We start from the raw sequence: 21,799 nt of genomic DNA, 5'->3' as shown, positions 1-21,799 counted from the left end.
CGACGAACAAGGAGTACACACATGCCTCGCGTCAAACGTGGTGTAACGGCTCGCGCCCGCCACAAAAAAGTTTTAGCCCTTGCAAAAGGTTTCCGCGGTCGTCGCGGCAATGTCTTCCGTATCGCCAAAGAAGCGGTAATGAAGGCTGGGCAATATGCCTACCGTGACCGCCGTACCAAGAAACGCGTGTTCCGCCGCCTGTGGATCGCCCGTATCAATGCTGCAAGCCGTTCGTTCGGCTTGACCTACAGCCAGTTCGCCAACGGCCTGAAGAAAGCCGGCATCGAGATCGACCGCAAGGTTCTGTCCGACATGGCCATCCATGACAGCGCCGCTTTTGGTGCCATCGTTGACCAGGTGAAAGCCAAGCTGGCCGCCTGATTTTCAGGCCAGGCGGTGTTGACACTATCCAATCAATAACTGCCGACGCAAGAAAATAAGGGCTGGAGCTTGAAAAGGCTCTGGCCCTTTTTCATGGCCCTTTCCGCAGTGCTCACGGCTCACCCGTATGGTGGGAGTGCTGCCGAAAGCGCCTTCGCTGTTTTGTATTTCGAACAAGAGAACACATGACTCAACCTGATGCCCTCCAAGAACTGGTCAGCAGCGCCCAGGCCAGTTTTGCGCAGGCCAATACCCCCGCCGACCTGGAAAACGCCAAGGCGCAGTTCCTGGGCAAGGCCGGCCGCGTCACCGAATTGATGAAGGGCATGGCGGCCCTCAGCGTCGAAGAGAAAAAATCGCGCGGCGCCGCCATCAACCTGGCCAAGCAGGCCATCGAAGCCGCGCTGAACGAGCGCCGCCAGGCGCTGGCCGATGCCGAATTGCAAAAACAGCTGAAAGCCGAGGCGCTCGACGTGAGCCTGCCCGGCCGCCATCGCACGCAGGGCGGCCTGCATCCCGTGTCGTTGACGCTCGAGCGCATTGAAGGCATTTTCGGCTCCATGGGTTTCGATGTGGCCCAGGGCCCCGAGATTGAGACCGACTGGTTCAATTTCACTGCGCTCAATACGCCGGAAGACCATCCCGCGCGCTCCATGCACGACACCTTTTACGTCGAAGGCGGCACCGAGGCCGCGCCCAACCTGCTGCGCACGCACACCAGCCCCATGCAGATCCGCTATGCGGTCCAGCATGTCAAGAAACACCGCGCGCTCATCGATGCCGGCGGCCGCATGCCCGAGATCCGCGTCATCGCGCCGGGCCGCACCTACCGCGTCGACAGCGATGCCACGCATTCGCCGATGTTCCACCAGTGCGAAGGCCTGTGGATTGGCGAAAACGTGAGCTTCAAGGACCTCAAGTTCGTCTTCACCGATTTCTGCCGCACCTTCTTTGAAAGCGACGACCTGGTGCTGCGCTTTAGGCCCAGCTTTTTCCCCTTCACCGAGCCCAGCGCCGAGATCGACATCCAGTTCCAGACGGGCCCGCTCGCCGGCCGCTGGCTGGAAGTTGCCGGCTCAGGCCAGGTGCATCCGAACGTGGTGCGAAACATGGGCTTGGACCCCGAGAAATACATCGGCTTTGCCTTCGGCATGGGTCCTGACCGCCTGACCATGCTGCGCTACGGCGTCAACGACTTGCGCCTGTTCTTCGACGGCGACATCCGCTTCCTCTCGCAGTTCCAGTCCTAAGCCACAAGAACAAGAAAAACAGGTATCACCATGCAATTCCCTGAATCCTGGTTGCGCGAATTCTGCAACCCGCCGATCGGCACCCAGCAGCTCGCCGACACCCTCACCATGGCCGGCCTGGAGGTCGAAGAACTCAAGCCGGTGGCGCCGCCATTCACCAAAATCGTCGTCGGTGAAATCAAGGAAGCTGTCCAGCATCCTGACGCCGACCGCCTGCGCGTCTGCCAGGTCGACGTGGGGCAGGGCAGCCTGCTCAACATCGTCTGCGGTGCGCCCAACGCGCGTGTCGGCATCAAGGTGCCTTGTGCCCTGGTCGGCGCCGAGTTGCCGCCCGGCGAAGACGGCAAGCCCTTCCTCATCAAGGTCGGCAAGCTGCGCGGCGTGGAAAGCCAGGGCATGCTGTGCTCGGCGCGCGAGCTCAAGCTCTCGGAAGATCACGGCGGCCTGCTCGAACTGGCCGCCGACGCGCCGCTGGGCCAGGACATCCGCGAGCACCTGCGCCTCGACGACACCTTGTTCACCCTCAAGCTCACGCCCAACCTCGCGCATTGCCTGAGCGTCTACGGCGTTGCGCGTGAAGTCGCCGCGCTCACGGGCGCGCCGCTCAAAGTGCCGGCCTTTCCGGCTGTGGCCTCAACCGACGCCACGAAGCTGCCCGTGAAGATCAGCGCGCCCGACCTGTGCGGCCGCTTTTCGGGCCGCGTGGTGCGCAACGTCAACACCAAGGCCGCCACGCCGCAATGGATGGTTGACCGTCTGGCCCGCTGCGGCCAGCGCAGCGTAACGGCGCTGGTGGACATCTCCAATTACGTGATGTTCGAGCTGGGCCGCCCCTCGCACATCTTTGATCTCGACAAAATCCACGGTGGGCTCGACGTACGCTGGGGCAAGCCCGGCGAGACGCTCAAGCTGCTCAACGGCAACACCGTGACCGTTGATGAAAAAGTCGGCGTCATCGCCGACGACGCACAGGTGGAGTCGCTGGCCGGCATCATGGGCGGCGACGCGACCGCCGTGTCGGACGACACGAAGCATGTCTACGTCGAAGCCGCCTTCTGGTGGCCCAAGGCCATTGCCGGCCGTTCGCGCCGCTACAACTTCTCGACCGATGCGGGCCACCGCTTCGAGCGCGGCGTTGATCCCGGCCAGACCGTGGAACACATCGAGCGCATCACGCAACTGATCATCGACATCTGCGGCACGCCGAAAACCGCGTGCGGCCCCATGGACGACCAGCAGGTCAATGTACCCAAGGCAACGCCTGTCACCCTGCGCGTGGCGCGCGCCGCCAAAGTGATCGGCATGCCGCTCACGCAGGCGCAGTGCATGGGCGCGCTCCAGCGCCTGGGTCTGCCGGTGGAGCAGGGCGAAGGCACCCTGACGGTCACGCCGCCCAGCTTCCGCTTTGACCTGCAGATCGAGGAAGACCTCATCGAAGAAGTAGTGCGCATGGTGGGCTACAAGCAATTGCCCGACACGCCGCCGCTGGCGCCCATCACGGCCCGGTTGCGCGCCGAAGCCGAGCGCAGCCCGTTTGCCGTGCGCCGCGCGCTGGCGGCACTGGGTTACCAGGAAACCATCAACTTCAGCTTTGTGGAAGAGCGCTGGGAGCATGAACTCGCCGGCAACCCCAATCCCATCAAGCTGCTCAACCCGATCGCCAGCCAGATGAGCGTCATGCGCTCCTCGCTGCTCGGTTCTCTGCTGCAGGTCCTCAAGTTCAACCTGGACCGCAAGGCGCCCCGCGTGAACGTGTTTGAACTGGGCCGCGTCTTCCTGCGCGACGCCCAGGTGCAGAACACCGACACCACCGTGGCGGGCTTCAACCAGCCCATGCGTGTGGCCGGCCTGGCTTACGGACCGCGGGCCGCGGTGAACTGGAGCCAGAGCGACAAAGCGGTGGATTTCTTCGACATCAAGGGCGATGTCGAGGCTTTGCTCGCGCCGCTCCAAGCTGTTTTTGTGCCGGCCTCGCATCCCGCCATGCACCCCGGCCGCTGTGCCAGCGTGTCGGTGGGCGGCAAGGCGATAGGCTTTGTGGGTGAACTCCATCCGCAGTGGCGCCAGGGCTACGACCTGGCCCAGGCGCCCTTGCTGTTCGAGCTTGAACTCGACGCGGTGCTGCGACGCCCGGTGCCCGAATTCAAGGCGGTCAGCAAGCTGCAGCCCGTGGAACGCGACATCGCCGTCATCGTGCAGGAAAGCGTGACACACGCCGCGCTCATGGGGGCGATTCACGGCGCAGCCACGCGAGGCCTGCTCAAGGGTGCCACGCTGTTTGACGTCTACAGGCCGCAGCAGGCCAGCGCCAGCATGCAAATGGGTGAAAAAAGCCTGGCCGTGCGCTTGGTCCTTTCCAGCGACGCCGCTACACTGACCGACGAGGAGATTGAGGCGGCCGTTCAGGCGGTTCTTGCGAATCTGCAGGGCCAGCTCGGGGCACGTTTGCGTGCCTGAAGCTCCCACGAAAATTTCCCAAAATAAAAACGCCAGGAGCACTGCCGCATGGAATTTTCTGTAGAAAGCCTGGAAACCCCGGCACTGACCAAAGCTCACCTTGCCGAATTGCTGTTTGAACAGATCGGGCTCAACAAACGCGAATCGAAAGACATGATCGATGCGTTTTTTGACCTGATTTCCGACAGCCTTGTGGACGGCAATGATGTAAAAATTTCCGGCTTTGGTAATTTCCAGATCCGCACCAAGGCGCCGCGCCCTGGGCGAAATCCCCGCACCGGCGAAGCCATCCCCATCCAGGCCCGCCGCGTGGTCACCTTTCATGCCAGCCACAAGCTGAAAGACCAGATCCAGGGCGAAAACGCGGCTGAACAGAGCAGTCAGTAGATTTTCGTTGTCGAATCCTTTTTTATTACACCGCGACTGCGATTTGGTAACGCGGTGTCAATTGTGTGACGGAACAACACATTTCAAAAAACCCAAGCAACTCTTTGCGCTAACTTTCTACTTAGAGTAGATTTAGAGGTTCCCTCCTTAGCGCATTGATTTAATTGGAGAAAACTCTTCCACCCATTCCGGCGAAACGTTACTTCACCATCGGTGAAGTCAGCGATTTGTGCGGCGTCAAACCTCACGTGCTCCGTTATTGGGAGCAGGAGTTTACGCAGCTACGCCCGATGAAAAGGCGCGGCAACCGCCGCTATTACCAGCACCATGAAGTGCTCATGATCCGCCGTATCCGCGACCTGCTCTATGACCAGGGCTTCACCATCAGCGGCGCGCGCAACAAACTCCAGGAAATCGTCCAGATAGAACGCGACAAGCGCCGCAACGGCGAGGTCATGCTTGAAGGCGTTGAAGTACTCGAGGGCGGCGACTCGCTGCTTGAAGGCGGCGATTCGGTACTCGACGATTTTGAGGACTCGACGGACCACTCCGACTTTGAAGACAGTGAGGGTTCCGACCTGCCCACCGGCACTGCGGCGCAGCAAAGGCTGCAACTTGTGCGCCGCGAGTTGTTCGAAATCCGCGATCTGCTCGGCAACAACCTCTGAGAAGGGCATCGCGGCAGGTTATAATCTGAGGCTTGTCGGTGTGTGGCGCAGCCTGGTAGCGCACTTGCATGGGGTGCAAGGGGTCGAAGGTTCGAATCCTTTCACACCGACCATAAGAACGTCCAAGGGCGTCCGGTTTAATACACCGGACGCCCTTTTTCATTGGGGCCGCAGGGCAATTGATGTCCGTGGGGCGCACACTGAAATCCAGTGACAAGCCCAGGACCGTCAGCAGATACGGAGCAAAGAACCTGGCCGCTCTGCGCAAGAAGCGATGCGGCCCTGGCCGCGGGCGCATCCACTTCGCAACCCCTTTAGAAGGCGGACTGCAGCAGCGTTTCGTAGTCCGCCCGTTTCATCGGCCTGGGGTTGGTCTTGTGGGCGTTGTCTTCCAGCGCTGCCCCTGGAATGCTTTCTAGCTGCGGCCAGTTGAGGCCCAGTTCGCTCAGCCTGGTCGGGATGCCCAGCCGCGACACCAGCGCGCCCACGGCTCCGGCCAAATCCGCACCCGCGGGCAGGTTGGCCTGGTGGCACATCTGATCGGCCTTGCGGCCCAGCGTCCCGACGTTGTAGGCCAGCACATGCGGCAACAGGATGGCGTTCAGCGTGCCGTGGTGATGGCCCAGGGCGCCCAGCGGGTGCGATAGCGCATGCACCGCACCCATGCCCTTCTGGAAGCACAGCGCGCCTTCGAGCGAACCCATCATCATGTTCCAGCGGGCTTCGGCGTCGCTGCCCGTGGCAAACGCGCGTTCCAGGTTGGCGAAGATGCGTTGCATGCCATCCAGCGCGATCGCATCGGCGGGCGGGTTGACCACCGGAGAGCAAAAGGTTTCGATGCAATGCGACAGTGCGTCCATGCCGGTGGTGGCCGTGATGCCGGCGGGCAGGCCCAGCGTCAGTTCAGGGTCGCAGATGGCTGCGGTGATGATTTCCGGGCAGCGCACGCCGGCCTTGATGCCGTTGTCGAAAATGATCACCGCCGAGCGGCCGACTTCGCTGCCTGTGCCTGAGGTCGTGGGCATCAGGATCAGCGGCGGGGCATTGACGATGGTCTGCGGCGCGGCATGCCGGTTGCAGTAGTTCCAGAGAGGCGGTGCATTGCTTGCCAGGATGGCGATGGCCTTTGCCAGGTCCAGCGCCGCGCCGCCGCCTATGCCCACCACGCCGTCGCAGCCGGTCGCCCGGTAGAGGGCGGCGCCGGCCGCCGCTGCCGCTTCGGTGGGGTTGGGCGGCACGTCATCAAAAACCGGCAGGCCGTCCGCATTCTCGACAGCCTCCACCGCCTTGGCGAAAACGCCTGCGGCGCGCACGCCCTTGTCCGTCACGAACAGTGGTTTTTTCACGCGGGCCTTGGCCAGCTCGACCGGCAGGGTGCGCCGAAAACCGTGGCCGAATTGCACGGCTGTGCCGAATAGAAGTGTGGTCATTTAAAGGATGCAGGAAAAGGTTTCAAAGCGGGCCGAGGTCGGCGCCGGATGAGCGCTGGGTGACGGACTTGGTCACCAGGTAGGCGTCCAGCCCTTCGGTGCCGCCTTCAGAGCCGTATCCGCTTTCCTTGACGCCGCCGAAAGGCGATGCCGGTGTGGACACGGTGTAGTGGTTGATGCCGACCATGCCGGCTTCCAGCAACTCGCCGATGGCGGTGGCGCGGGCCAGCGAGCGTGTCATCGCATAGGCCGCCAGGCCAAAAGGCAGTCCGTTCACGCGTTCGGCGACTTCTTCCAGCGTGTTGAACGGCGCGATGGGCGCGATCGGGCCGAAGGGTTCGTCCTGCATGATGCGGGCGCTTTCAGGCACGTCGGAGAACACGGTGGGCGCAAAGAAATAACCGCGGCTGCCGATGCGCTCACCGCCGCATTCAAGCCTGGCGCCGGCGGCCAGCGCATCGGCCGTGATGGCTGCCATTGCATCCAGGCGCCGGCTGTTGGCCAGCGGGCCCATCTGCATTGTGGTGTCCATGCCGTCACCCACACGCAGCGCACGCGCTGCTTCTGCGAAGGCCTTGACGAATTGCGGGTAGATGCCTGCCTGCACATAAAAGCGCGTGGGGCTGGTGCAGACCTGGCCCGCATTGCGGAACTTGGCGGCCACTGCCTGCTGTGCGGTCTTGACGGGGTCCACGTCGTCAAACACCACCACCGGCGCATGGCCGCCGAGTTCCATAGTGGCGCGTTTCACGCCCTGCGCAGCCAGCGTCAGCAGCAGCTTGCCGACGGGAGTGGAGCCGGTAAAGGAAATCTTGCGGATGATGGGCGATGCGATCAGGTGCGCGGACACCTGGCGGGGTTCGCCGTAGACAAGGCTCAGCACATCCGGCGGAACACCGGCTTCATGGAATGCCTGCACGATGAGGGCGGCCGTCAGCGGGGTTTCTTCGGCCGGCTTGAGGATCAGTGAACAGCCGGCGGCGAGCGCGCCCGCGATCTTGCGGGCCGGCGTCAGCGCGGGGAAGTTCCAGGGGCAAAAGCTGGCAACGGGCCCTATCGGCTCGCGGCGCACCAACTGGTTGACGCCCGGGGTGCGCGGCACCAGCAGCCGGCCATACGCGCGCGTGCACTCTTCGGCCATCCACTCGATGTTGTCCGCGCAAGCGGCCACTTCGCCGAGCGACTCGGCCAGCGGTTTGCCTTGTTCAAGCGTCATGGCACGGGCAATCTCGTCCTTGCGTGAACGGATGATGGCGACGGCTTTGCGCATGACCGTGGCGCGGTCATAGGCCGAGGTGTTTTTCCACACGGTGAATCCGCGGGCGGCTGCGGCCAGCGCCTGGTCCAGGCCGGCCGGATCGATCAGTTCGACCGTCCCGATGATTTCTTCGGTGGCCGGGTTGAGCACGTCTGCCGTGCGCATGCCGGGGCTGGACCAGCGCTTGCCGCTGATGATTGAAAACGCTTGTTCCATGGGATCCCGTCAGGGTTGGGTGAGTCGAGAGGGAGAGAGAGCGAGCGAGGGGGCCCGGCTCAGGCCGCGCGCAGCCGCACCAGTTGCTTGCCGATGTTGGAGCCGCCCAGCATGTCGATAAAGGCCTGCGGAGCGTTCTCCAATCCGTCGGTGATGGTCTCGCGGTACTTCAGCCGTCCGGCGCTATAGGCGCTGGCCAGTGCTTGCGTGGCGGCGGGCCACAAGTCCTTGTGGTCCGACAGCACAAAACCGCGCAGGGTCACGCGCCGGTTGAAGACCTCGCGCAGGTGTTTCACGCCGTAAGGCTCGGTCGCGTTGTACTGCGACACCAGGCCGCACAGCGGAATGCGCGCGAAGTTGTTGAGCCGCGGCAACACGGCGTCCAGGATCGGGCCTCCGACGTTGTCAAAGTACACGTCCACGCCTTCGGGCACGGCCCGGGCCAGGTCCTCGACAAAGGTAGGGGACTTGTAGTCGATGCAGTCGTCAAAGCCGAACTCTTCCTTGACCAGCTTGCATTTGGACGCACCGCCGGCAATACCGACCGCGCGGCAACCCTGGAGCATGGCAAGCTGCCCGACCACGCTGCCGACCGCGCCGGACGCGGCCGACACCAGCACCGTTTCACCCGCTTGCGGACGGCCGAAGGTCATCAGGCCGACCCAGGCGGTGATGCCGGTGGAGCCCAGCGCACCCAGGTAGGCGGTGGCCGGCGCCGCTGCCAGGTCAATCTTCTGAAGGTCGGAGGCTGTGGCCGCGCTGTAGTCCTGCCAGCCCAGCCGGCCAACCACCCAGTCGCCCGCCGCGAAACCGTCAATCCGGCTGTCGACGACCTGGCCCACGGTGCGGCCCACGAGCGTCTCGCCGATGGCCATCACGGGCGCGTACGAGTCCTTTTCTTCCATGCGCATGCGGATGTACGGGTCCACCGACAGGAAGTCGTTGCGGATCAGCGCCTGAGACGGGCCCACCGACGGCATGGGTGTGGTGACCAGCGAAAAGCAGTCCGGCGTGGGAACGCCGTTGGGACGCCTGGCGAAAATAATCTGGCGGTTGGTATCTGGAAGCGTCATGGTTTTTTGGGGAATCCTGCTTTTTAACCGAGTGTGATGTTGGCTTCGCGGATGACTTTTTCGAGCACCTCGCGCTGCTGGGCCAGAAAGCTTGCGAACTCTTGCGGTGTGCTGGCCACCGCCACGGCGCCCAGTGGCGCGAGGATGGTGGTCAGGCCCGGATCGCGCGCGGCCTGCGCCACGGCCTGCTGCAGGCGCGTGATGACGGCTTGCGGTGTTCCGGCCGCGGCAAACAGCGCAAACCAGTCGTCCATGTCGTATTTGGGAAAGCCGCGCTCGGCCAGCGTCGGTACATCGGGATAGGCCGGGTTTCGCTGCGCGCTGGTCAGCGCCAGGATGCGCGCCTTGCCTGCCGACACGGCGCCGCGCGCGGTGGACGTGGTGATCAGTGCCGAGTCGATCTGCCCGCCCATCAGGTCGCGGGCCGCATCGGCCCCGCCGCGGTAAGGCGTGTGGATCAGCTTGACGTTGGCGCGCTGCTGCAACAGCGCCAGCGCGAGGTGGCCCATCGCGCCTGAAGGTGGCGTGCCACAGGACACGGCGCCGGGATGGGAACGGACGTAGTCAAGGAATTCTTCGACCGTCTTTGCCGGAAAGTCATTGCGGACGACCAGGGCTTGCGACACCTTCACGGCCATGGTGATGGGCACGAATGCCTTCTGGTAATTGAAGGGCAGGTCCTTCACCAGCATGGGGTTGGTGAGCTGGTTGGCGGCGTCCCAGATGAAGGTGTACCCGTCTTTCGGCGCGCCGAGCACGGCATTGGCCGCGACAACCGCGTTGCCGCCCGTGCGGTTGTCAATGATGATGGACTGCGCCAGGATATCGCCAACCTTGGTGCCCACGGCACGCGCCGCAGTGTCGGCGGCGCCGCCGGCCGAGAACGGCACGACAAACTTGACCGCGCGTGCGGGCCAGTCGCCCTGGGCAAAAACGCCGGAAGCGGCAAAAGGTGCCGCCAGCGCGATACCCGTCGCGCCTAACAGTCGGCGGCGACCCAACAAAAAAGTGGGGTGTGTTGGCTTTGTTGGCTTGTATGAATCCATGTCTTGTCTCCAGTGATTTGTTGAATCGAAAATTATTGTTCTGTCTTACGGAACATTGTTCTATAATTCTATCCAGGCATTAACGCCTGTCAAGAGGGGCTGCACGGGTGCGGATGCCTGACTGCGCATCGCTCAACCTGGGGAGGGCGCCTCACGGCCCCAACGGACCTTGGGGTCAGACCCGGCCTTTCAGGCCCGAGGCCACAGCCAGCACTGCCTGGATATGTTTTTCGTCGTAGCGGCTTTTTGGCATGGTCAGCGTCAGCGCGCCGCCCAGCGTGCCATCCGCCTTGAACACCGGGGCGGAGATGCCCGCGACTTCCGCCAGGCGGTCTCCGGTGGCTGCGTGGTAGCCCTGGTGGCGAATCCGGTTGTACAGCGTCTGCTCGGCTTCCGTGCCCGTGCGCAGGGCCGGTGCGCCAAAGGCATTGAGCACCCGCGCACCGGTGCCGCGGTCGGCGGGCAATACGTCGCCTGCCTTGATGTGGTCGCGCACCGGATGCGGCGAATCCACGCGGTAAAGGCAGAGCCGGGCATTGCCCTGCCGCACGTGATAGGCCGCGCTTTCCTCTGTGAGGCGGACCAGTTCGCGCAGGGCGGGCAGGATCACCCTGTCAAGTGAAAACGAGGACGCATACACCGCGTGCAGGCGGGCAATCTCGGGGCCGAGCGTGTAGCGGCCGTCCTCCAGGCGCTGCACGATGCGGCCGTGCTCCAGCGATGCAAGCAGGCGCAGCACGGTGCTTTTGTAGAGCAGGGTGCGCTCGGCCAATGTTGACAAGGTGAGTGACTTGTCGCCTTGGCGAAAGGCTGCCAGCAGCGACAGCGCGCGGTCTACCGCGGCAGCGCCGCCGGGTGCCGCGTCGGCGTCGGCAATGGATTCGGTCTGGGCTTTGCGCGGCATGGATAAACCTCTTTCAGGCGGTGGAAAAACGCCCCGAACTTGACAATTTCGGGTTGTCGAACGATCATTCTGACAGAAAGAACATAATTCTAAAAATATGAATCCATCCGATAATTCCATCCTGGTCAGCGAGGTCGGCCCCCGCGACGGCTTGCAGTCGGTCAAGGCGACCATGCCCACCGCCGACAAGATGCGCTGGATCACCGCGCTTTACGACGCGGGCCTGCGCGAGATTGAAGTGGCCTCGTTCGTGCCGGCGAAACTGTTGCCGCAAATGGCCGACGCGGCGGAGGTCGTGCGCCACGCCCTCACACTGCCGGGGCTGACCGTCATGGCGCTGGTGCCCAACCGCCGCGGCGCCGAAGCGGCGCTGGCCGCCGGCGTGCACAAGCTCACCGTGCCGGTGTCGGCCAGCGCTGCGCATTCACTGGCCAACGTGCGCAAGACGCGGGAAGAAATGGTCGAAGAAGTGCGCGCCATCTCGGACCTGCGCCGCGCCGTGGCGCCGCATGTCAGGCTGGAAGCCGGCATCTCGACCGCCTTCGGCTGCACGCTGCAGGGCAAGGTGCCCGAGGACGAAGTCATCCGGCTGGCGGCCCAATGCATTGAAGCCGGCGCCGACGAATCGGGCCTGTCCGACACCGTCGGTTACGCCAACCCGGCGCAGGTGCGGCGCCTGTTCAGGCGCCTGCGCGCCGAGATCGGCGGCCATGCCGGCGCGGCCCACATGCACAATACACGCGGCTTGGGCCTGGCCAACTGCCTGGCGGCGTATGAAGAAGGCGTGCGCACTTTCGATGCGTCGCTGGGCGGCCTGGGCGGCTGTCCTTATGCGCCGGGCGCGTCCGGCAACGTCGTCACGGAAGACCTGGCGTTCATGTTTGAAGCCATGGGCGTCAGCACCGGCGTCGATCTTGAAAAACTCATGGCGGCGCGTTTGCCGCTGATCGCCGGGCTGCCGGGCGAGCCGGTCTATGGCATGACACCGGAAGCGGGCCTGCCCAAAGGATTTGTACAAGGAAACATGAATGTCTGAAGCGGTGAAATCGAGCGGCTCCGAAGAACAGGCACAAGGCGAAACTCCGCCGAAATCCTTGCCCTACGCCGGCATCCGGGTGGTTGAGTTCACGCACATGGTGATGGGCCCGACCTGCGGCATGCTGCTGGCCGACCTGGGTGCCGAGGTCATCAAGATTGAGCCACTGGCCGGTGACAACACCCGCAGGCTGATCGGTTCGGGCTCGGGCTTTTTCCCGATGTTCAACCGCAACAAAAAGAGCATTGCGCTGGACCTGCAAAAGCCCGAGGGCCGCGAGCTCGCGCTCAAGCTGATCGCCACTGCCGATATCGTGAGCGAAAACTTCAAGCCCGGCACCATGAAAAAACTGGGCCTGGACCATGCCACGCTGTCCAGGCTCAACAAACGCCTGATCTACGTGAGCCACAAGGGCTTTTTGCCCGGCCCCTACGACCACCGAACCGCGCTGGACGAGGTGGTGCAGATGATGGGCGGCCTGGCGTACATGACGGGCCGCGCCGGTGATCCGCTGCGCGCCGGCACCAGCGTCAACGACATCATGGGCGGCATGTTCGGCGCCATCGGCGCCATGGCCGCCCTGGCTGCCCGCGAAAAAACCGGTGAAGGCCAGGAAGTGCAAGCCGCCCTGTTTGAAAACAATGTCTTCCTGGTGGCCCAGCACATGATGCAGTTCGCCGTGACCGGCCAGCCGGCCGCGCCTATGCCCAGCCGGATTTCAGCCTGGGGTATTTACGATGTGTTCACCGTCAAGGGCGGCGCGCAGGTTTTCCTGGCGGTCGTCAGCGACACGCAATGGGCGGTCTTCTGCGAAGCCTTTGGCCTGGCCGAACTCCGTGCCGACCCGCGCCTGGCCACCAACAATGATCGTGTGCGCGCGCGCGAATGGCTGATGCCCCTGCTGCGCTCGCACCTGGCCGACCACGACGCGGCCGAGCTGAGCGCCGTGTTCGAGGCCAACGGCTTGCCCTTCGCGCCCATCACGCGGCCGCAAGACCTGTTCGACGACCCGCACCTCACCGCCACCGGCGGTCTCGCGCCCATCACACTGAGCGACGGCCCCCGGGCCGGCACGACGACACCCACGGTGCTGATACCCCTGACCCTGGGCGGCGAACGCCCGGGCATTCGCATGAGCCCGCCGCGGCTGGGCGAGCACACGCGGGACTTGCTGGCGGAGTTGGGATATGGCGACGAGGCGATTGCGGCATTCCAGGCTCAAGATATCGCGCGGTAACCTGAATCAGGCCCACGCTCACAGATAAGCCTTCACCCGGTGTGCCTTGCGCGATGCCGGCGCTTCACACAGCACCGAATGAATCCGCGCGGCCCCATCCCGGCTCAGCGTGCCGCGCTCCAGCCCCATGGGCACGGTGCGCAGCGCGAGGTCGCGGTAGAGCGCTTGCGCATCGGTAGAGAGGTCGTGCAGCGCATCCAGGTGCTTGGCGACCGTGCCCACGTCGCCGCGTGCCACGCAGCCGCCCATGCCTTTGGCCAGCCCCGCGTCCTTCACGGCGGCGACGGTGCCGGCCAGCAGCGGCAGCAGGGCGTCCAGCGTTTGCTGCTCGGTCCCGCCGAAAGATTTCCAGAGCAGTGATGCTTCGCGCAGCAATGCGATCAGGAAGGGGCCGACGTAGTAGGCGGACGCGTGGTACAGCGCCCGGCTGCCTTCGGGCACCTGAAAGGGTACGCAGCCGAGCCGGGTGGCGATCTCGCCGAGCTCCGCCGCGAAGCCGCCATCCGCCGCCGCGATGCCGACGGTGCAGCCCGGCAAGCCGCGCAAGGCGACCTCCGGGTTGGCGAACATCTGCAGGGGATGAAAACCGCCGGTCTGGGCGCCGTCGTGCCTGGCCTTGCGCAGCGCAGCCAGCCCGGTGGCGCCGCTGCAATGCACGACGCGGTGCCGAGGCGACCACCGCAGTGACTGCACGACGGGTTCGATTGCATCGTCGGCTACGGTGATCCAGATGAAGTCGCAGCGGTCGATGACTTGCTGCGCCGCGTGGCAAGGCTTGGCACCGGGCACTTCGCCCGCGAACCGTTGCAGGGCTGACGGGTCGCGCGACCATGCCGCCGAAACGCGGTAGCCGGCATTCGCCAGCGCGCGGGCCAGCGTCCTGCCAACCCTGCCGCAGCCGATAAAGCCCATGGTGAGGTCTTGAGTGCGCATGGTCAGCTCCTGTAGGAAGAATCGAGGCGATCGAGCTTGCGCAGCAGCGCGGGCCACTCAAGGCCGCCGTAACCGCCATGTCGGGTGCTTGCGGCGGCGTTCAACACCGGGTTGGTCTGCGACTCGTTGGCGAGCGTGATCTCTTCGCCCGAAAAACAGCTCACCGTGTTGGCAATGGCCGATGTCGCCGGATGGTGGATGGCCCGGTTGCAGCCCAGGATGTCCACCTGGATGCGGCAGGCGTTCTCCAGCCAGTACATGGTGTTGAAGGCTTGCGCGATGCCGGCGCCGCACACCAGCAGGCCGTGGTTGCGCAGGATGAGGACGTTGTGCGGGCCCAGGTCGCCCACCACGCGGCCGCACTCGTCGCCGTTGATCGCCGGGCCTTCGAAGTCGTGGTACGCCACACACCCGTGAAAACGCATCGCGGTCTGCGACAGCGGCAGCAAGCCCTCGCTCAGCGCGCTGACGGCCGTGCCGGCGCGGGTGTGTGTGTGCACGATGCACTGCACGTCAGGGCGCGCCACGTGGATGGGCGCGTGCAGGTAAAAGCCCGCGACGTTGACGCTGTAGCCGTGGTCGGGTTGCAGCAGCGTGTTGCCTTGCACGTCGATCTTCACCAGGCTGGAGGCCGTGATCTCCTCATAGAGCATGCCGTAAGGATTGATCAGGTATTGCCCTTCGCTGCCCGGGATGCGCGCGCTGACGTGGTTGTAGATGAGGTCCGTCATGCCGTAAACGGCGAGCAGGCGGTAGCAGGCCGCGAGGTCCACGCGCGTGGCCCATTCCACGTCGCTCACATGGCCGCGAAGCTCGGCCTCGGGGAGCGTGAGCACGGCATTCATCAGGGCCTCGCTGGCGGCAGGATCAATGGCGCACCACGGCGGCGCGCCGCACGATGGCGGGCAGCGCCTGCGAATCGGGCAGGGCGCCGAACACATGCATGCCGCCGCCTGCCAGGCGTGATTCGATGAAAAGCTCCGCGGCATCCGGCGTGGAATGCGCCAGCATTTCACCCGCCTGCAAGGCCAGCGCGATGCGCGTGACCAGCATGCGCGCGTGGCCGTCGTGCGGATAGGCGAGGGTCAGGCGGCCGGCGAGATCATCGGTAAAGCGGTCGTAGATGGCATTCGCGCCCTTGTGCATTCGCAGCTCTTCGACGAGGGCGTCGCGGCAGCGGCTGTCCTTGTCCATGGCGCGCAGCACGTCCATGCACATCATGTTGGAGGTGCCTTCCCAGATGGAGTTGAGCGGCGCCTCGCGGTACAGCCGGGCCACCGGGTTCTCCATGATGAAGCCGTTGCCGCCGTGGGCCTGCACGCATTCGTAGACAAAAGCCGGTGCGCGCTGGCAGTTCCAGAACTTCATGGCCGGCGTGGCGACGCGCGAGAGCAGGCGTTCATGCTCGCTGGACTCCATGCCGTCCGCCGCGCGCGCCACACGCAAGGCGCCCAGCATGGCCGCCTCGCTGTCGATCGCCAGGTCGGCCAGCACGTTGCATTGCATGGGCAGCTCGGCCATGGGCTTGCCGAAAGCCGTGCGTGTCTGCGCATGGTTCAGCGCCAGCGTCAGGGCCTGCCGCATCAGGCCGGCCGAGCCGACCGCGAAGTCCAGGCGCGTCAAATGCGCATGCGAAAGGATTTCGCGTATGCCCCGTCCTTCCTCGCCCACCAGCATGGACCAGGTGTCGCGGTACTCGATCTCGCTGGAGGCGTTGGAGCGGTTGCCGCACTTGTCCTTGAGGCGCTGGATGAAAAAATTGTTCTGGCTGCCGTCCGGCCGGAAGCGCGGCACAAACAGGCAGCTCACGCCCGAGCGGGTTTGCGCCAGTGTGTAGAAACCGTCGGCCACCGGCACCGAGCAAAACCATTTGTGGCCGGTGATGCTGTAGATCTCGCCGTCCGCGCCGCTGCCCACGAACTCGGCCGTGGTCTGCGTTTGCCGCAGGTCGGAGCCGCCTTGCTTTTCAGTCATCGCGTAGCCGATCACCGCGGCGCGTTTTTGCTCAAGCGGCAGGCGGCGCGGGTCATAGTCCGCGGCCAAAGTCATGCGATGCCATTTCTCGAAGGGCGCTTTGCCCGTGAAACCCGCCACCGCCGCATAGGCCATGCCGGTCGGACAGCCCACGCCGTTCTCGACCTGGTTCCAGAGATAGCTCAGCACGGCGCGCGCAAAGTGGCCGTTGCCGTTCTGCGTGGTCCAAGCCAGGCTGTGCACCTCATGGCCGAAGGCTGCGGCCATCAACTGGTGCCAGGCCGGGTGGAACTCCACCCAGTCGATGCGCTGGCCGAAGCGGTCGTGGGTGCGCAACTGCGGCTCGAATTCATTGGCCAGGCGAGCGGCGTCCTGCAGGCTTTCGTCGCCGGCCAACGCACCGAGTGCACCGCATTTTTCGGCGGCCCAAGGAGCAATCTTCATCACAAGGTCGCACAAGGCTTCGTCATCGTCGAAGGCATTGAAGCCGCTGGCCTGAGCAGCCTGGTTGAGGACCTCGTGCGTTGCCGCCGCGTTGGGAGGCAGTGCCGTGAAGGGCGGTTCGTAAGGTTTGTTCATGGCGCATCCTTCGAAATCAACTTGAGCTTGGGGGCCGCGTGGCGAAACAGCATGCGCGCCGCCAGGCTGGCAGTGGTCTGGGCGATGGATTTGGCCGAGTCCGAATCGGGCACAGCCTCGGGCGCCAGCGGCCCGACCAGCGCTTCCATGAAGGCGCCTGTCACGCACGAGGCCGCCACGCCGGGGTCTACCTCGATGAACTCACCGCTGGCGATGCCTTGTACCACCAGCCGCGCGATCTGGCCGCTCAGCGCCGCCCGGTATTGCAGGCGCGCCATGTCGATCTCGGGCTCGCAGGGTTCGGCGATCAGGGCGTAAGCCAGCCGGCGCCCGCGCATTGCCCGCAGCGAGAAGCTGTAGATCGCGTCGACCAGGCGCTGCGCGGCGGAACCTTCGGAGTCGACGATCTCCCGGACCACGTCGACCTCGCGCTGCGAGACCAGCGCGAGCACCTGCGCATACAGGTCCGCCTTGGAGTCAAAGTAGCGGTAAACGCTGCCGGTGGCCACGCCGGCCTTGGCGGCAATGAGGGCGATCTGCGCGTCCTTCCAGCCGCTCAGGGCGACCGTGTCGCGGGCCGCTTCCAGGATGGCGGTTTTGGTCGCCTGGAGCCGTTCGATACGGTGGTTTGCTGCGGGCATAAATTTGTGAATTTGAATTCATTAAAAGTGAATTGAAATTCATATTAGGCCAATTTTCGGCCCATGGCAAGCGCCCCTGTCGCCGGCGTCGGAGAAATGGGGAAGGCGCGTCAGGCCACCGGCGCAACGCCCCGCACCGCCCGGCGAAGCGCTGCGCGCGCCAGCAGGCGCGTCGAGTCCAGCGTCGGCAAGGGCGAGTTCGCGTCGCTCATGATCAGCGGGATTTCCGTGCAACCCAGCACGACGGCGTCGCAGCCCTCGCTTTTCATGCGCGCCATCACCTGCTGGAAATACGCGACCGCCTGGGGCGTGAAGACGCCGCACACAAGCTCGTCCATGATGATGCGGTTGACCTCGTCGCGCTCGGTATCGGTGGGGCGCAGGTAGTCCAGCCCGCGCGCGCCGAATTTTTCGGGGTAGACCTCGCTGTTCACCAGCCAGCGCGTGCCGGTGATGCCGACGCGCTGGTAGCCGCGCTGTGCAGCCTCTTCCGCCACGACTTCAGCGATGTGCAGCCAGGGCAGGGGCGAGCGCGCTTGAACGTGCGCAAAGGCCTGGTGGATGGTGTTGTCGGGGCAGACCAGGAAGTCGGCGCCCGCCGCCGCGAGCTTGTGGGCCGAGGTCAGCATGATGTCGCCGACGCCGCGCCAGTCGTCGCGGTAAATGCAGTCCATGTAGTCGGAGAGCGAGGGCGTGTGCATGGACACCTCGGGATGGGCGTGCGGACCGAGGAGTTTTGCGCCTTCGGTGCAAATGGTCTGGTAGCACAGCGCCGCGCCTTCCGCGGAGCAGCCGACGATGCCGATGTGTTGGGGTTTGGGTGTGGGGTTCATAAGTCGTTGTGATTTACGTTAACGGGCAAGCCCGGTTGCCGGTTTGGCAGCAGGCTTGTTGATGGAGTTCACCAGAAATTCAATCAGATTGCGTTGGGCTGTATTGGGAGTTCCGGGCGACGAGATCAAAGCCAGCTCCGTGGGTGGAAGCGGCGGAAATCCGTCGGCCTTGCCTAGCGCGCGATGCTCCGGCAAGACCGCCGTCGTGGGCAGCACGGTGATGCCCAGGCCCGAGGCGACGGCGGCCTGGATGCCGGTGAGGCTGTGGCTGCCGAACACCACGCGCCAGCGCTTGCCGATCTTGTCGAGCGCGCGGATGGCGCGTTGCCGGTAAACGCAGCCTTGCGGAAACACGGCCAGCGGCACTTCTTCTTCGCCGAGCATCGCCGCCCTGCCTGCTACCCACACGAGGGATTCGGGCCACGACGCGATGCACTCCCCGCTGCCCGGCTCGCGTTTGACCAGCGCGATGTCGATCTCGCCAAGGTGCAGCTTGTGGTGCAGGTCCGTGCTCATGCCGCTGACGGTATCCAGCCGCACGCCCGGATGCAGGGCCAGGAAGTCCGACAGCATCGCCGCCATCCGCTGCGCATTGAAGTCTTCGGGCACGCCCACACGCACCGGCGTCAGCGCCGTAGGCGCCGACAGCACGTCTTCCGCCTCCTGCGCGATGGCGAGCAGGCGGCGCGCATAGGCCGCGAGTATCTCGCCATGCTCGGTGGGGCTGATGCGTTTGCCGGTCCGGTCGCGAACCAGCAGGGCGCGGCCGACGTTTTCCTCCAGCTTGTTGATTTGCTGGCTGACGGTGGACTGTGTGCGATGCACGCGTTCGGCAGCCCGCGTGAAGCTGCCCTCGTCGACGACGCACACCAGGGTTTTGAGGAGTTCGAGATCCAGCATGAGAGGCTTATTCGTAAATCAACTGATATTGTCATGATAATTTAATTTGCAAATATCTGGCGGGAATTGCACAGTCTCCGGCATGACCCTTGAAAACACACCCAAGCCGGACTGGCTGACCTTTGATTGCTATGGCACCTTGATCCAGTGGGATGAAGGCCTGCGGGCGGCGGTCCAGAAAATCCTGCGGCTCAAGGGCGCGCCCGACGTCGCCCCCGCAGACCTGATCGCCTTGCACGACCGGTACGAACACCAGCTTGAGCAGGAAAAGCCGCACCGCTCGTTTCGCGAGGTCTCCGACCAGTCATTGCGCATGGCGCTGGAGGCCTTGGGCTTGCACAGCGACGCCGGGGACGGCCGCATCCTGACCGACGGCATAGGCGCGATGCCGCCCTTTCCCGAGGTCGTCGGCACGCTGCGGCAGCTCAAGGAACTCGGCTTCAAGCTGTGCATCGTCTCCAACACCGACGACGACATCATCTCGGGCAACGTGGCGCAACTCGGCGGGACCATAGACCGCGTGATCACGGCCCAGCAAGCCGGCGCCTACAAGCCGGCCAGGCGCCTGTTCTACTACGCGCACGCGGAACTGGGCGTGGGCAAGGACGACATCGTGCACATCTGCGCGAGCCCCCATCTCGACCATGCCGCGGCGCGCGACATGGGTTTTCGCTGCGTGTGGATAGACCGCGGCGTCAGGGCCCCCTTGCCGGACTACACGCCCGATGCAACACTGTCCACGCTGGATGAAGTGCCGGGCCTGTTCCGCAAGCTTGGCTGGTAACGGTTGATTGCTAAACGCGAAGGAGATTTTTAAATGGCCCATTCCCTCACAGTGGCTGCACCTGCGGCATCGGCATCCGCAGTGAAAAGCAGGCGCGTGGACCTGTCTTCCGACGCCGTGCAGCAAACCCGCATGGAGCTTGCCGCCTGCTTCCAGCTTGCGGCGAGGTTCGGTTTTGAAGAAGGCATCTGCAACCACTTCTCCGCACTCGTGCCGGGCCATGACGACCTGTTCTTCGTGAACCCCTTCGGTTACGCCTTTCGCGAAATCACCGCATCGCGCCTGCTGGTTTGCGACTTTGACGGCAATGTGCTGGACGGCGAGGGGCAGCCCGAAGCGACCGCGTTTTTCATCCATGCGCGCCTGCACCGCTTGCAGCCGCGCGTTCGTGTTGCCTTTCACACCCACATGCCCAACGCCACCGCGCTCAGCATGCTGGAGGGCCCGCCGCTGCTATGGCTGGGGCAGACCGCCCTGAAGTTTTATGGCCGCGTCGCCGTTGACGAGCACTACAACGGCCTGGCGCTCGACAACTCCGAGGGCGACCGCATCAGCGCCAACCTGGGCGATGCCGATGTGGTATTCCTGAAGAACCACGGCGTGATCGTGACCGGCCCCACGGTGGCGGAAGCCTGGGACGATCTTTATTACCTTGAGCGCGCGGCCGAAGTCCAGCTCAAGGCGATGAGCACCGGGCGGCCGCTGCGCAGCATTCCCCATGAAGTGGCACAAAAGGCCTATGAGCAGATGCGGGTGGGCGACCCGGCCAGCGCACGGGCGCATCTTGACAGCATGCTGCGCCTTCTGAAGGAAGAGGGCGTGCGGCTTTAAGCCGGCTCGGGCACCGGTTCGGCCGCCGCGGGTTGCCCGGCATCGGCTTCGCCATCGCCCAACTCGCCGCCCAGCGCATCCAGCACGTCGGGAATCAGCGAGGCCAGCTCGCCGGTGATGATGGCCGCGTCGGTGTCAAAACCGTCGTCGTCCTTTCCGCTGTCCTGCACGCCGTCCAGCACCACGTCAAGCAGCTTGAGTTTTTTCAGCTGCGCGGTTTCGGTGAGCACAAAAGACACGCGCTCGTTCCAGGTCATGGCGAGCTGCGTGGGCAGCTTGCCGGCGGCGATGTGCTGGGCCACCTCGTCGATGTCCAGCGTGTGGCGCGAATAACGCACGGTCGCCTTCTGGTCGTCGGGCGTCTTGAGTTCGCAGTCGCGGTCCACGGTGAAGTTGTAAGGCGCTTCGCGCGTCGACAGCCAGTGCGACATGGCGGCGGCGGCCGACATCTGCGTCTGGATGGGGCTGGCCTTCAGGCCGGGCAGGGCGCCGGGGATTTCGCTGAGCGCTTCTACCAGGTAGCTGATGACCTTGTCGGCGCCCGTGAGGTTGCCGGAATCGACGACCAGGAATTTGTTCACCGGGTCTATCCACAGCGTAGTGGTGGATCGTTTGGTGAAGGCGCGCGGCAGCAGGTCCAGCATGACTTCCTGCTTGAACTCTTTCTTGATCTTGGCGCCCACACGTTCGCGGCCGGTTTCCTCTTTGTATTTTTCAATGCGTTCGTCCACCGCGGCCTTGACGGCGGAGGAGGGCACGGGCCGGCGCTCAGTGCACAGGCGCGCGATCACCGAGCGGCCCACGCCTTCGAGCAGCACGGTGCTCTTGTTGCCGCGCGGCGGCACCCAGCCGCTGGACTCGGGCTCGGTCGCGCCGCAGGGCACAAAACGGTGGGACTGGAAAATTTCTTCGAGGGCCTCCAAGGGCGGCAACACAAAATCTTCGGCAATGCGGAAAAAGATCGCGGTATTGAACATGGAT

21 protein-coding genes and 1 tRNA gene are annotated in these 21,799 nt (G+C 64.4%); 10 read left to right on the top strand and 12 right to left on the bottom strand.

Going from position 1 to position 21,799, the window contains the following annotated elements:
* Positions 1-21 precede the first annotated feature (21 nt).
* The 6 genes from rplT to ACLV74_RS19015 all read left to right on the top strand — a co-directional run bounded on the left by rplT (position 22) and on the right by ACLV74_RS19015 (position 5,256).
* The gene (gene rplT / locus ACLV74_RS19040; protein ID WP_411880982.1) at positions 22-381 is read left to right on the top strand and encodes a 50S ribosomal protein L20; all 360 of its coding nucleotides are present in this window, start codon (positions 22-24) and stop codon (positions 379-381) included.
* Positions 382-566: 185 nt separating this feature from the next.
* Positions 567-1,631: a phenylalanine--tRNA ligase subunit alpha gene (gene pheS, locus ACLV74_RS19035; protein ID WP_411880981.1), complete on the top strand. Its 1,065-nt coding sequence runs from the start codon at positions 567-569 to the stop codon at positions 1,629-1,631.
* 30 nt (positions 1,632-1,661) lie between these two features.
* On the top strand, positions 1,662-4,088 hold the full coding sequence (gene pheT, locus ACLV74_RS19030) for a phenylalanine--tRNA ligase subunit beta (protein ID WP_411880980.1): 2,427 nt from the start codon (positions 1,662-1,664) through the stop codon (positions 4,086-4,088).
* 48 nt (positions 4,089-4,136) lie between these two features.
* Positions 4,137-4,475, top strand: a complete 339-nt coding sequence (locus tag ACLV74_RS19025) for an integration host factor subunit alpha (protein WP_411880979.1) — start codon at positions 4,137-4,139, stop codon at positions 4,473-4,475.
* Positions 4,476-4,639: 164 nt separating this feature from the next.
* Positions 4,640-5,143, top strand: coding sequence for a MerR family transcriptional regulator (locus ACLV74_RS19020; protein WP_411880978.1), 504 nt, complete (start codon positions 4,640-4,642; stop codon positions 5,141-5,143).
* A 36-nt stretch (positions 5,144-5,179) separates the two neighbouring features.
* Positions 5,180-5,256: transfer RNA gene (locus tag ACLV74_RS19015), tRNA-Pro, on the top strand.
* 201 nt (positions 5,257-5,457) lie between these two features.
* Here ACLV74_RS19015 and ACLV74_RS19010 read toward each other — a convergent pair.
* From ACLV74_RS19010 to ACLV74_RS18990, 5 genes are all read right to left on the bottom strand, one after another.
* Entirely contained in the window at positions 5,458-6,573 is a 1,116-nt protein-coding gene (locus tag ACLV74_RS19010) for an iron-containing alcohol dehydrogenase (protein ID WP_411880977.1), read from the bottom strand.
* 22 nt (positions 6,574-6,595) lie between these two features.
* Entirely contained in the window at positions 6,596-8,047 is a 1,452-nt protein-coding gene (locus ACLV74_RS19005) for an NAD-dependent succinate-semialdehyde dehydrogenase (protein WP_411880976.1), read from the bottom strand.
* A gap of 59 nt (positions 8,048-8,106) precedes the next feature.
* A complete protein-coding gene (locus tag ACLV74_RS19000) occupies positions 8,107-9,120 on the bottom strand; it encodes an NADP-dependent oxidoreductase (protein WP_411880975.1) in 1,014 nt (337 codons plus the stop codon).
* 23 nt (positions 9,121-9,143) lie between these two features.
* The gene (locus ACLV74_RS18995) at positions 9,144-10,121 is read right to left on the bottom strand and encodes a Bug family tripartite tricarboxylate transporter substrate binding protein (RefSeq protein WP_411880974.1); all 978 of its coding nucleotides are present in this window, start codon (positions 10,119-10,121) and stop codon (positions 9,144-9,146) included.
* 220 nt (positions 10,122-10,341) lie between these two features.
* Positions 10,342-11,070: an IclR family transcriptional regulator gene (locus ACLV74_RS18990; protein WP_411880973.1), complete on the bottom strand. Its 729-nt coding sequence runs from the start codon at positions 11,068-11,070 to the stop codon at positions 10,342-10,344.
* Positions 11,071-11,167: 97 nt separating this feature from the next.
* Here ACLV74_RS18990 and ACLV74_RS18985 point away from each other — a divergent pair, with 97 nt between their 5' ends.
* Positions 11,168-12,106 carry a hydroxymethylglutaryl-CoA lyase gene (locus ACLV74_RS18985; RefSeq protein ID WP_411880972.1) on the top strand — a complete coding sequence of 313 codons (939 nt, stop codon included), beginning with the start codon at positions 11,168-11,170 and terminating at the stop codon, positions 12,104-12,106.
* A 97-nt stretch (positions 12,107-12,203) separates the two neighbouring features.
* On the top strand, positions 12,204-13,343 hold the full coding sequence (locus ACLV74_RS18980; RefSeq protein WP_411881015.1) for a CaiB/BaiF CoA transferase family protein: 1,140 nt from the start codon (positions 12,204-12,206) through the stop codon (positions 13,341-13,343).
* 18 nt (positions 13,344-13,361) lie between these two features.
* On the opposite strand, the gene ACLV74_RS18975 is transcribed toward ACLV74_RS18980, so the two are convergent.
* The 6 genes from ACLV74_RS18975 to ACLV74_RS18950 all read right to left on the bottom strand — a co-directional run bounded on the left by ACLV74_RS18975 (position 13,362) and on the right by ACLV74_RS18950 (position 19,203).
* The gene (locus ACLV74_RS18975; RefSeq protein WP_411880971.1) at positions 13,362-14,276 is read right to left on the bottom strand and encodes a Rossmann-like and DUF2520 domain-containing protein; all 915 of its coding nucleotides are present in this window, start codon (positions 14,274-14,276) and stop codon (positions 13,362-13,364) included.
* 2 nt (positions 14,277-14,278) lie between these two features.
* The gene (locus ACLV74_RS18970) at positions 14,279-15,121 is read right to left on the bottom strand and encodes a class II aldolase/adducin family protein (RefSeq protein WP_411880970.1); all 843 of its coding nucleotides are present in this window, start codon (positions 15,119-15,121) and stop codon (positions 14,279-14,281) included.
* 22 nt (positions 15,122-15,143) lie between these two features.
* Positions 15,144-16,829 (bottom strand): acyl-CoA dehydrogenase family protein, encoded by a 1,686-nt coding sequence (locus tag ACLV74_RS18965; RefSeq protein WP_411880969.1) that lies wholly within the window; start codon positions 16,827-16,829, stop codon positions 15,144-15,146.
* Positions 16,826-17,470 carry a TetR/AcrR family transcriptional regulator gene (locus ACLV74_RS18960; protein WP_411880968.1) on the bottom strand — a complete coding sequence of 215 codons (645 nt, stop codon included), beginning with the start codon at positions 17,468-17,470 and terminating at the stop codon, positions 16,826-16,828. Before ACLV74_RS18960 ends, ACLV74_RS18965 begins: the two co-directional genes overlap by 4 nt.
* 110 nt (positions 17,471-17,580) lie before the next feature.
* Positions 17,581-18,303 carry an aspartate/glutamate racemase family protein gene (locus ACLV74_RS18955; RefSeq protein ID WP_411880967.1) on the bottom strand — a complete coding sequence of 241 codons (723 nt, stop codon included), beginning with the start codon at positions 18,301-18,303 and terminating at the stop codon, positions 17,581-17,583.
* A gap of 18 nt (positions 18,304-18,321) precedes the next feature.
* Entirely contained in the window at positions 18,322-19,203 is an 882-nt protein-coding gene (locus ACLV74_RS18950; RefSeq protein ID WP_411880966.1) for a LysR family transcriptional regulator, read from the bottom strand.
* 82 nt (positions 19,204-19,285) lie between these two features.
* On the opposite strand from ACLV74_RS18950, the gene ACLV74_RS18945 reads away from it, so the two are divergent.
* Together ACLV74_RS18945 and ACLV74_RS18940 are read left to right on the top strand one after the other, a co-directional pair.
* Positions 19,286-19,987, top strand: coding sequence for a haloacid dehalogenase type II (locus ACLV74_RS18945; RefSeq protein WP_411880965.1), 702 nt, complete (start codon positions 19,286-19,288; stop codon positions 19,985-19,987).
* Between the two features lie 33 nt (positions 19,988-20,020).
* On the top strand, positions 20,021-20,818 hold the full coding sequence (locus tag ACLV74_RS18940) for an aldolase (protein ID WP_411880964.1): 798 nt from the start codon (positions 20,021-20,023) through the stop codon (positions 20,816-20,818).
* Here ACLV74_RS18940 and ACLV74_RS18935 read toward each other — a convergent pair.
* On the bottom strand, positions 20,815-21,795 hold the full coding sequence (locus tag ACLV74_RS18935) for a recombination-associated protein RdgC (protein ID WP_411880963.1): 981 nt from the start codon (positions 21,793-21,795) through the stop codon (positions 20,815-20,817). The two genes, ACLV74_RS18940 and ACLV74_RS18935, sit on opposite strands and share 4 nt — an antisense overlap.
* Positions 21,796-21,799 lie beyond the last annotated feature (4 nt).

Source organism: Polaromonas sp. YR568 (assembly GCF_943369415.1).
Taxonomy (GTDB): Bacteria; Pseudomonadota; Gammaproteobacteria; order Burkholderiales; family Burkholderiaceae_C; genus Polaromonas.
Note: the sequence above shows the minus strand (reverse complement) of the source record. Positions and strands in the feature narration are given on the sequence as shown.

What these genes read in the sequence shown, in the direction of transcription:
- rplT (WP_411880982.1), top strand. Translation starts at nt 22, where the DNA reads ATGCCTCGCGTCAAACGTGGTGTAACGGCTCGCGCCCGCCACAAAAAA.
- pheS (WP_411880981.1), top strand. Translation starts at nt 567, where the DNA reads ATGACTCAACCTGATGCCCTCCAAGAACTGGTCAGCAGCGCCCAGGCC.
- pheT (WP_411880980.1), top strand. Translation starts at nt 1,662, where the DNA reads ATGCAATTCCCTGAATCCTGGTTGCGCGAATTCTGCAACCCGCCGATC.
- ACLV74_RS19025 (WP_411880979.1), top strand. Translation starts at nt 4,137, where the DNA reads ATGGAATTTTCTGTAGAAAGCCTGGAAACCCCGGCACTGACCAAAGCT.
- ACLV74_RS19010 (WP_411880977.1), bottom strand. Translation starts at nt 6,573, where the DNA reads ATGACCACACTTCTATTCGGCACAGCCGTGCAATTCGGCCACGGTTTT.
- ACLV74_RS19005 (WP_411880976.1), bottom strand. Translation starts at nt 8,047, where the DNA reads ATGGAACAAGCGTTTTCAATCATCAGCGGCAAGCGCTGGTCCAGCCCC.
- ACLV74_RS19000 (WP_411880975.1), bottom strand. Translation starts at nt 9,120, where the DNA reads ATGACGCTTCCAGATACCAACCGCCAGATTATTTTCGCCAGGCGTCCC.
- ACLV74_RS18990 (WP_411880973.1), bottom strand. Translation starts at nt 11,070, where the DNA reads ATGCCGCGCAAAGCCCAGACCGAATCCATTGCCGACGCCGACGCGGCA.
- ACLV74_RS18985 (WP_411880972.1), top strand. Translation starts at nt 11,168, where the DNA reads ATGAATCCATCCGATAATTCCATCCTGGTCAGCGAGGTCGGCCCCCGC.
- ACLV74_RS18980 (WP_411881015.1), top strand. Translation starts at nt 12,204, where the DNA reads ATGGTGATGGGCCCGACCTGCGGCATGCTGCTGGCCGACCTGGGTGCC.
- ACLV74_RS18975 (WP_411880971.1), bottom strand. Translation starts at nt 14,276, where the DNA reads ATGCGCACTCAAGACCTCACCATGGGCTTTATCGGCTGCGGCAGGGTT.
- ACLV74_RS18970 (WP_411880970.1), bottom strand. Translation starts at nt 15,121, where the DNA reads ATGAATGCCGTGCTCACGCTCCCCGAGGCCGAGCTTCGCGGCCATGTG.
- ACLV74_RS18965 (WP_411880969.1), bottom strand. Translation starts at nt 16,829, where the DNA reads ATGAACAAACCTTACGAACCGCCCTTCACGGCACTGCCTCCCAACGCG.
- ACLV74_RS18960 (WP_411880968.1), bottom strand. Translation starts at nt 17,470, where the DNA reads ATGCCCGCAGCAAACCACCGTATCGAACGGCTCCAGGCGACCAAAACC.
- ACLV74_RS18955 (WP_411880967.1), bottom strand. Translation starts at nt 18,303, where the DNA reads ATGAACCCCACACCCAAACCCCAACACATCGGCATCGTCGGCTGCTCC.
- ACLV74_RS18950 (WP_411880966.1), bottom strand. Translation starts at nt 19,203, where the DNA reads ATGCTGGATCTCGAACTCCTCAAAACCCTGGTGTGCGTCGTCGACGAG.
- ACLV74_RS18945 (WP_411880965.1), top strand. Translation starts at nt 19,286, where the DNA reads ATGACCCTTGAAAACACACCCAAGCCGGACTGGCTGACCTTTGATTGC.
- ACLV74_RS18940 (WP_411880964.1), top strand. Translation starts at nt 20,021, where the DNA reads ATGGCCCATTCCCTCACAGTGGCTGCACCTGCGGCATCGGCATCCGCA.
- ACLV74_RS18935 (WP_411880963.1), bottom strand. Translation starts at nt 21,795, where the DNA reads ATGTTCAATACCGCGATCTTTTTCCGCATTGCCGAAGATTTTGTGTTG.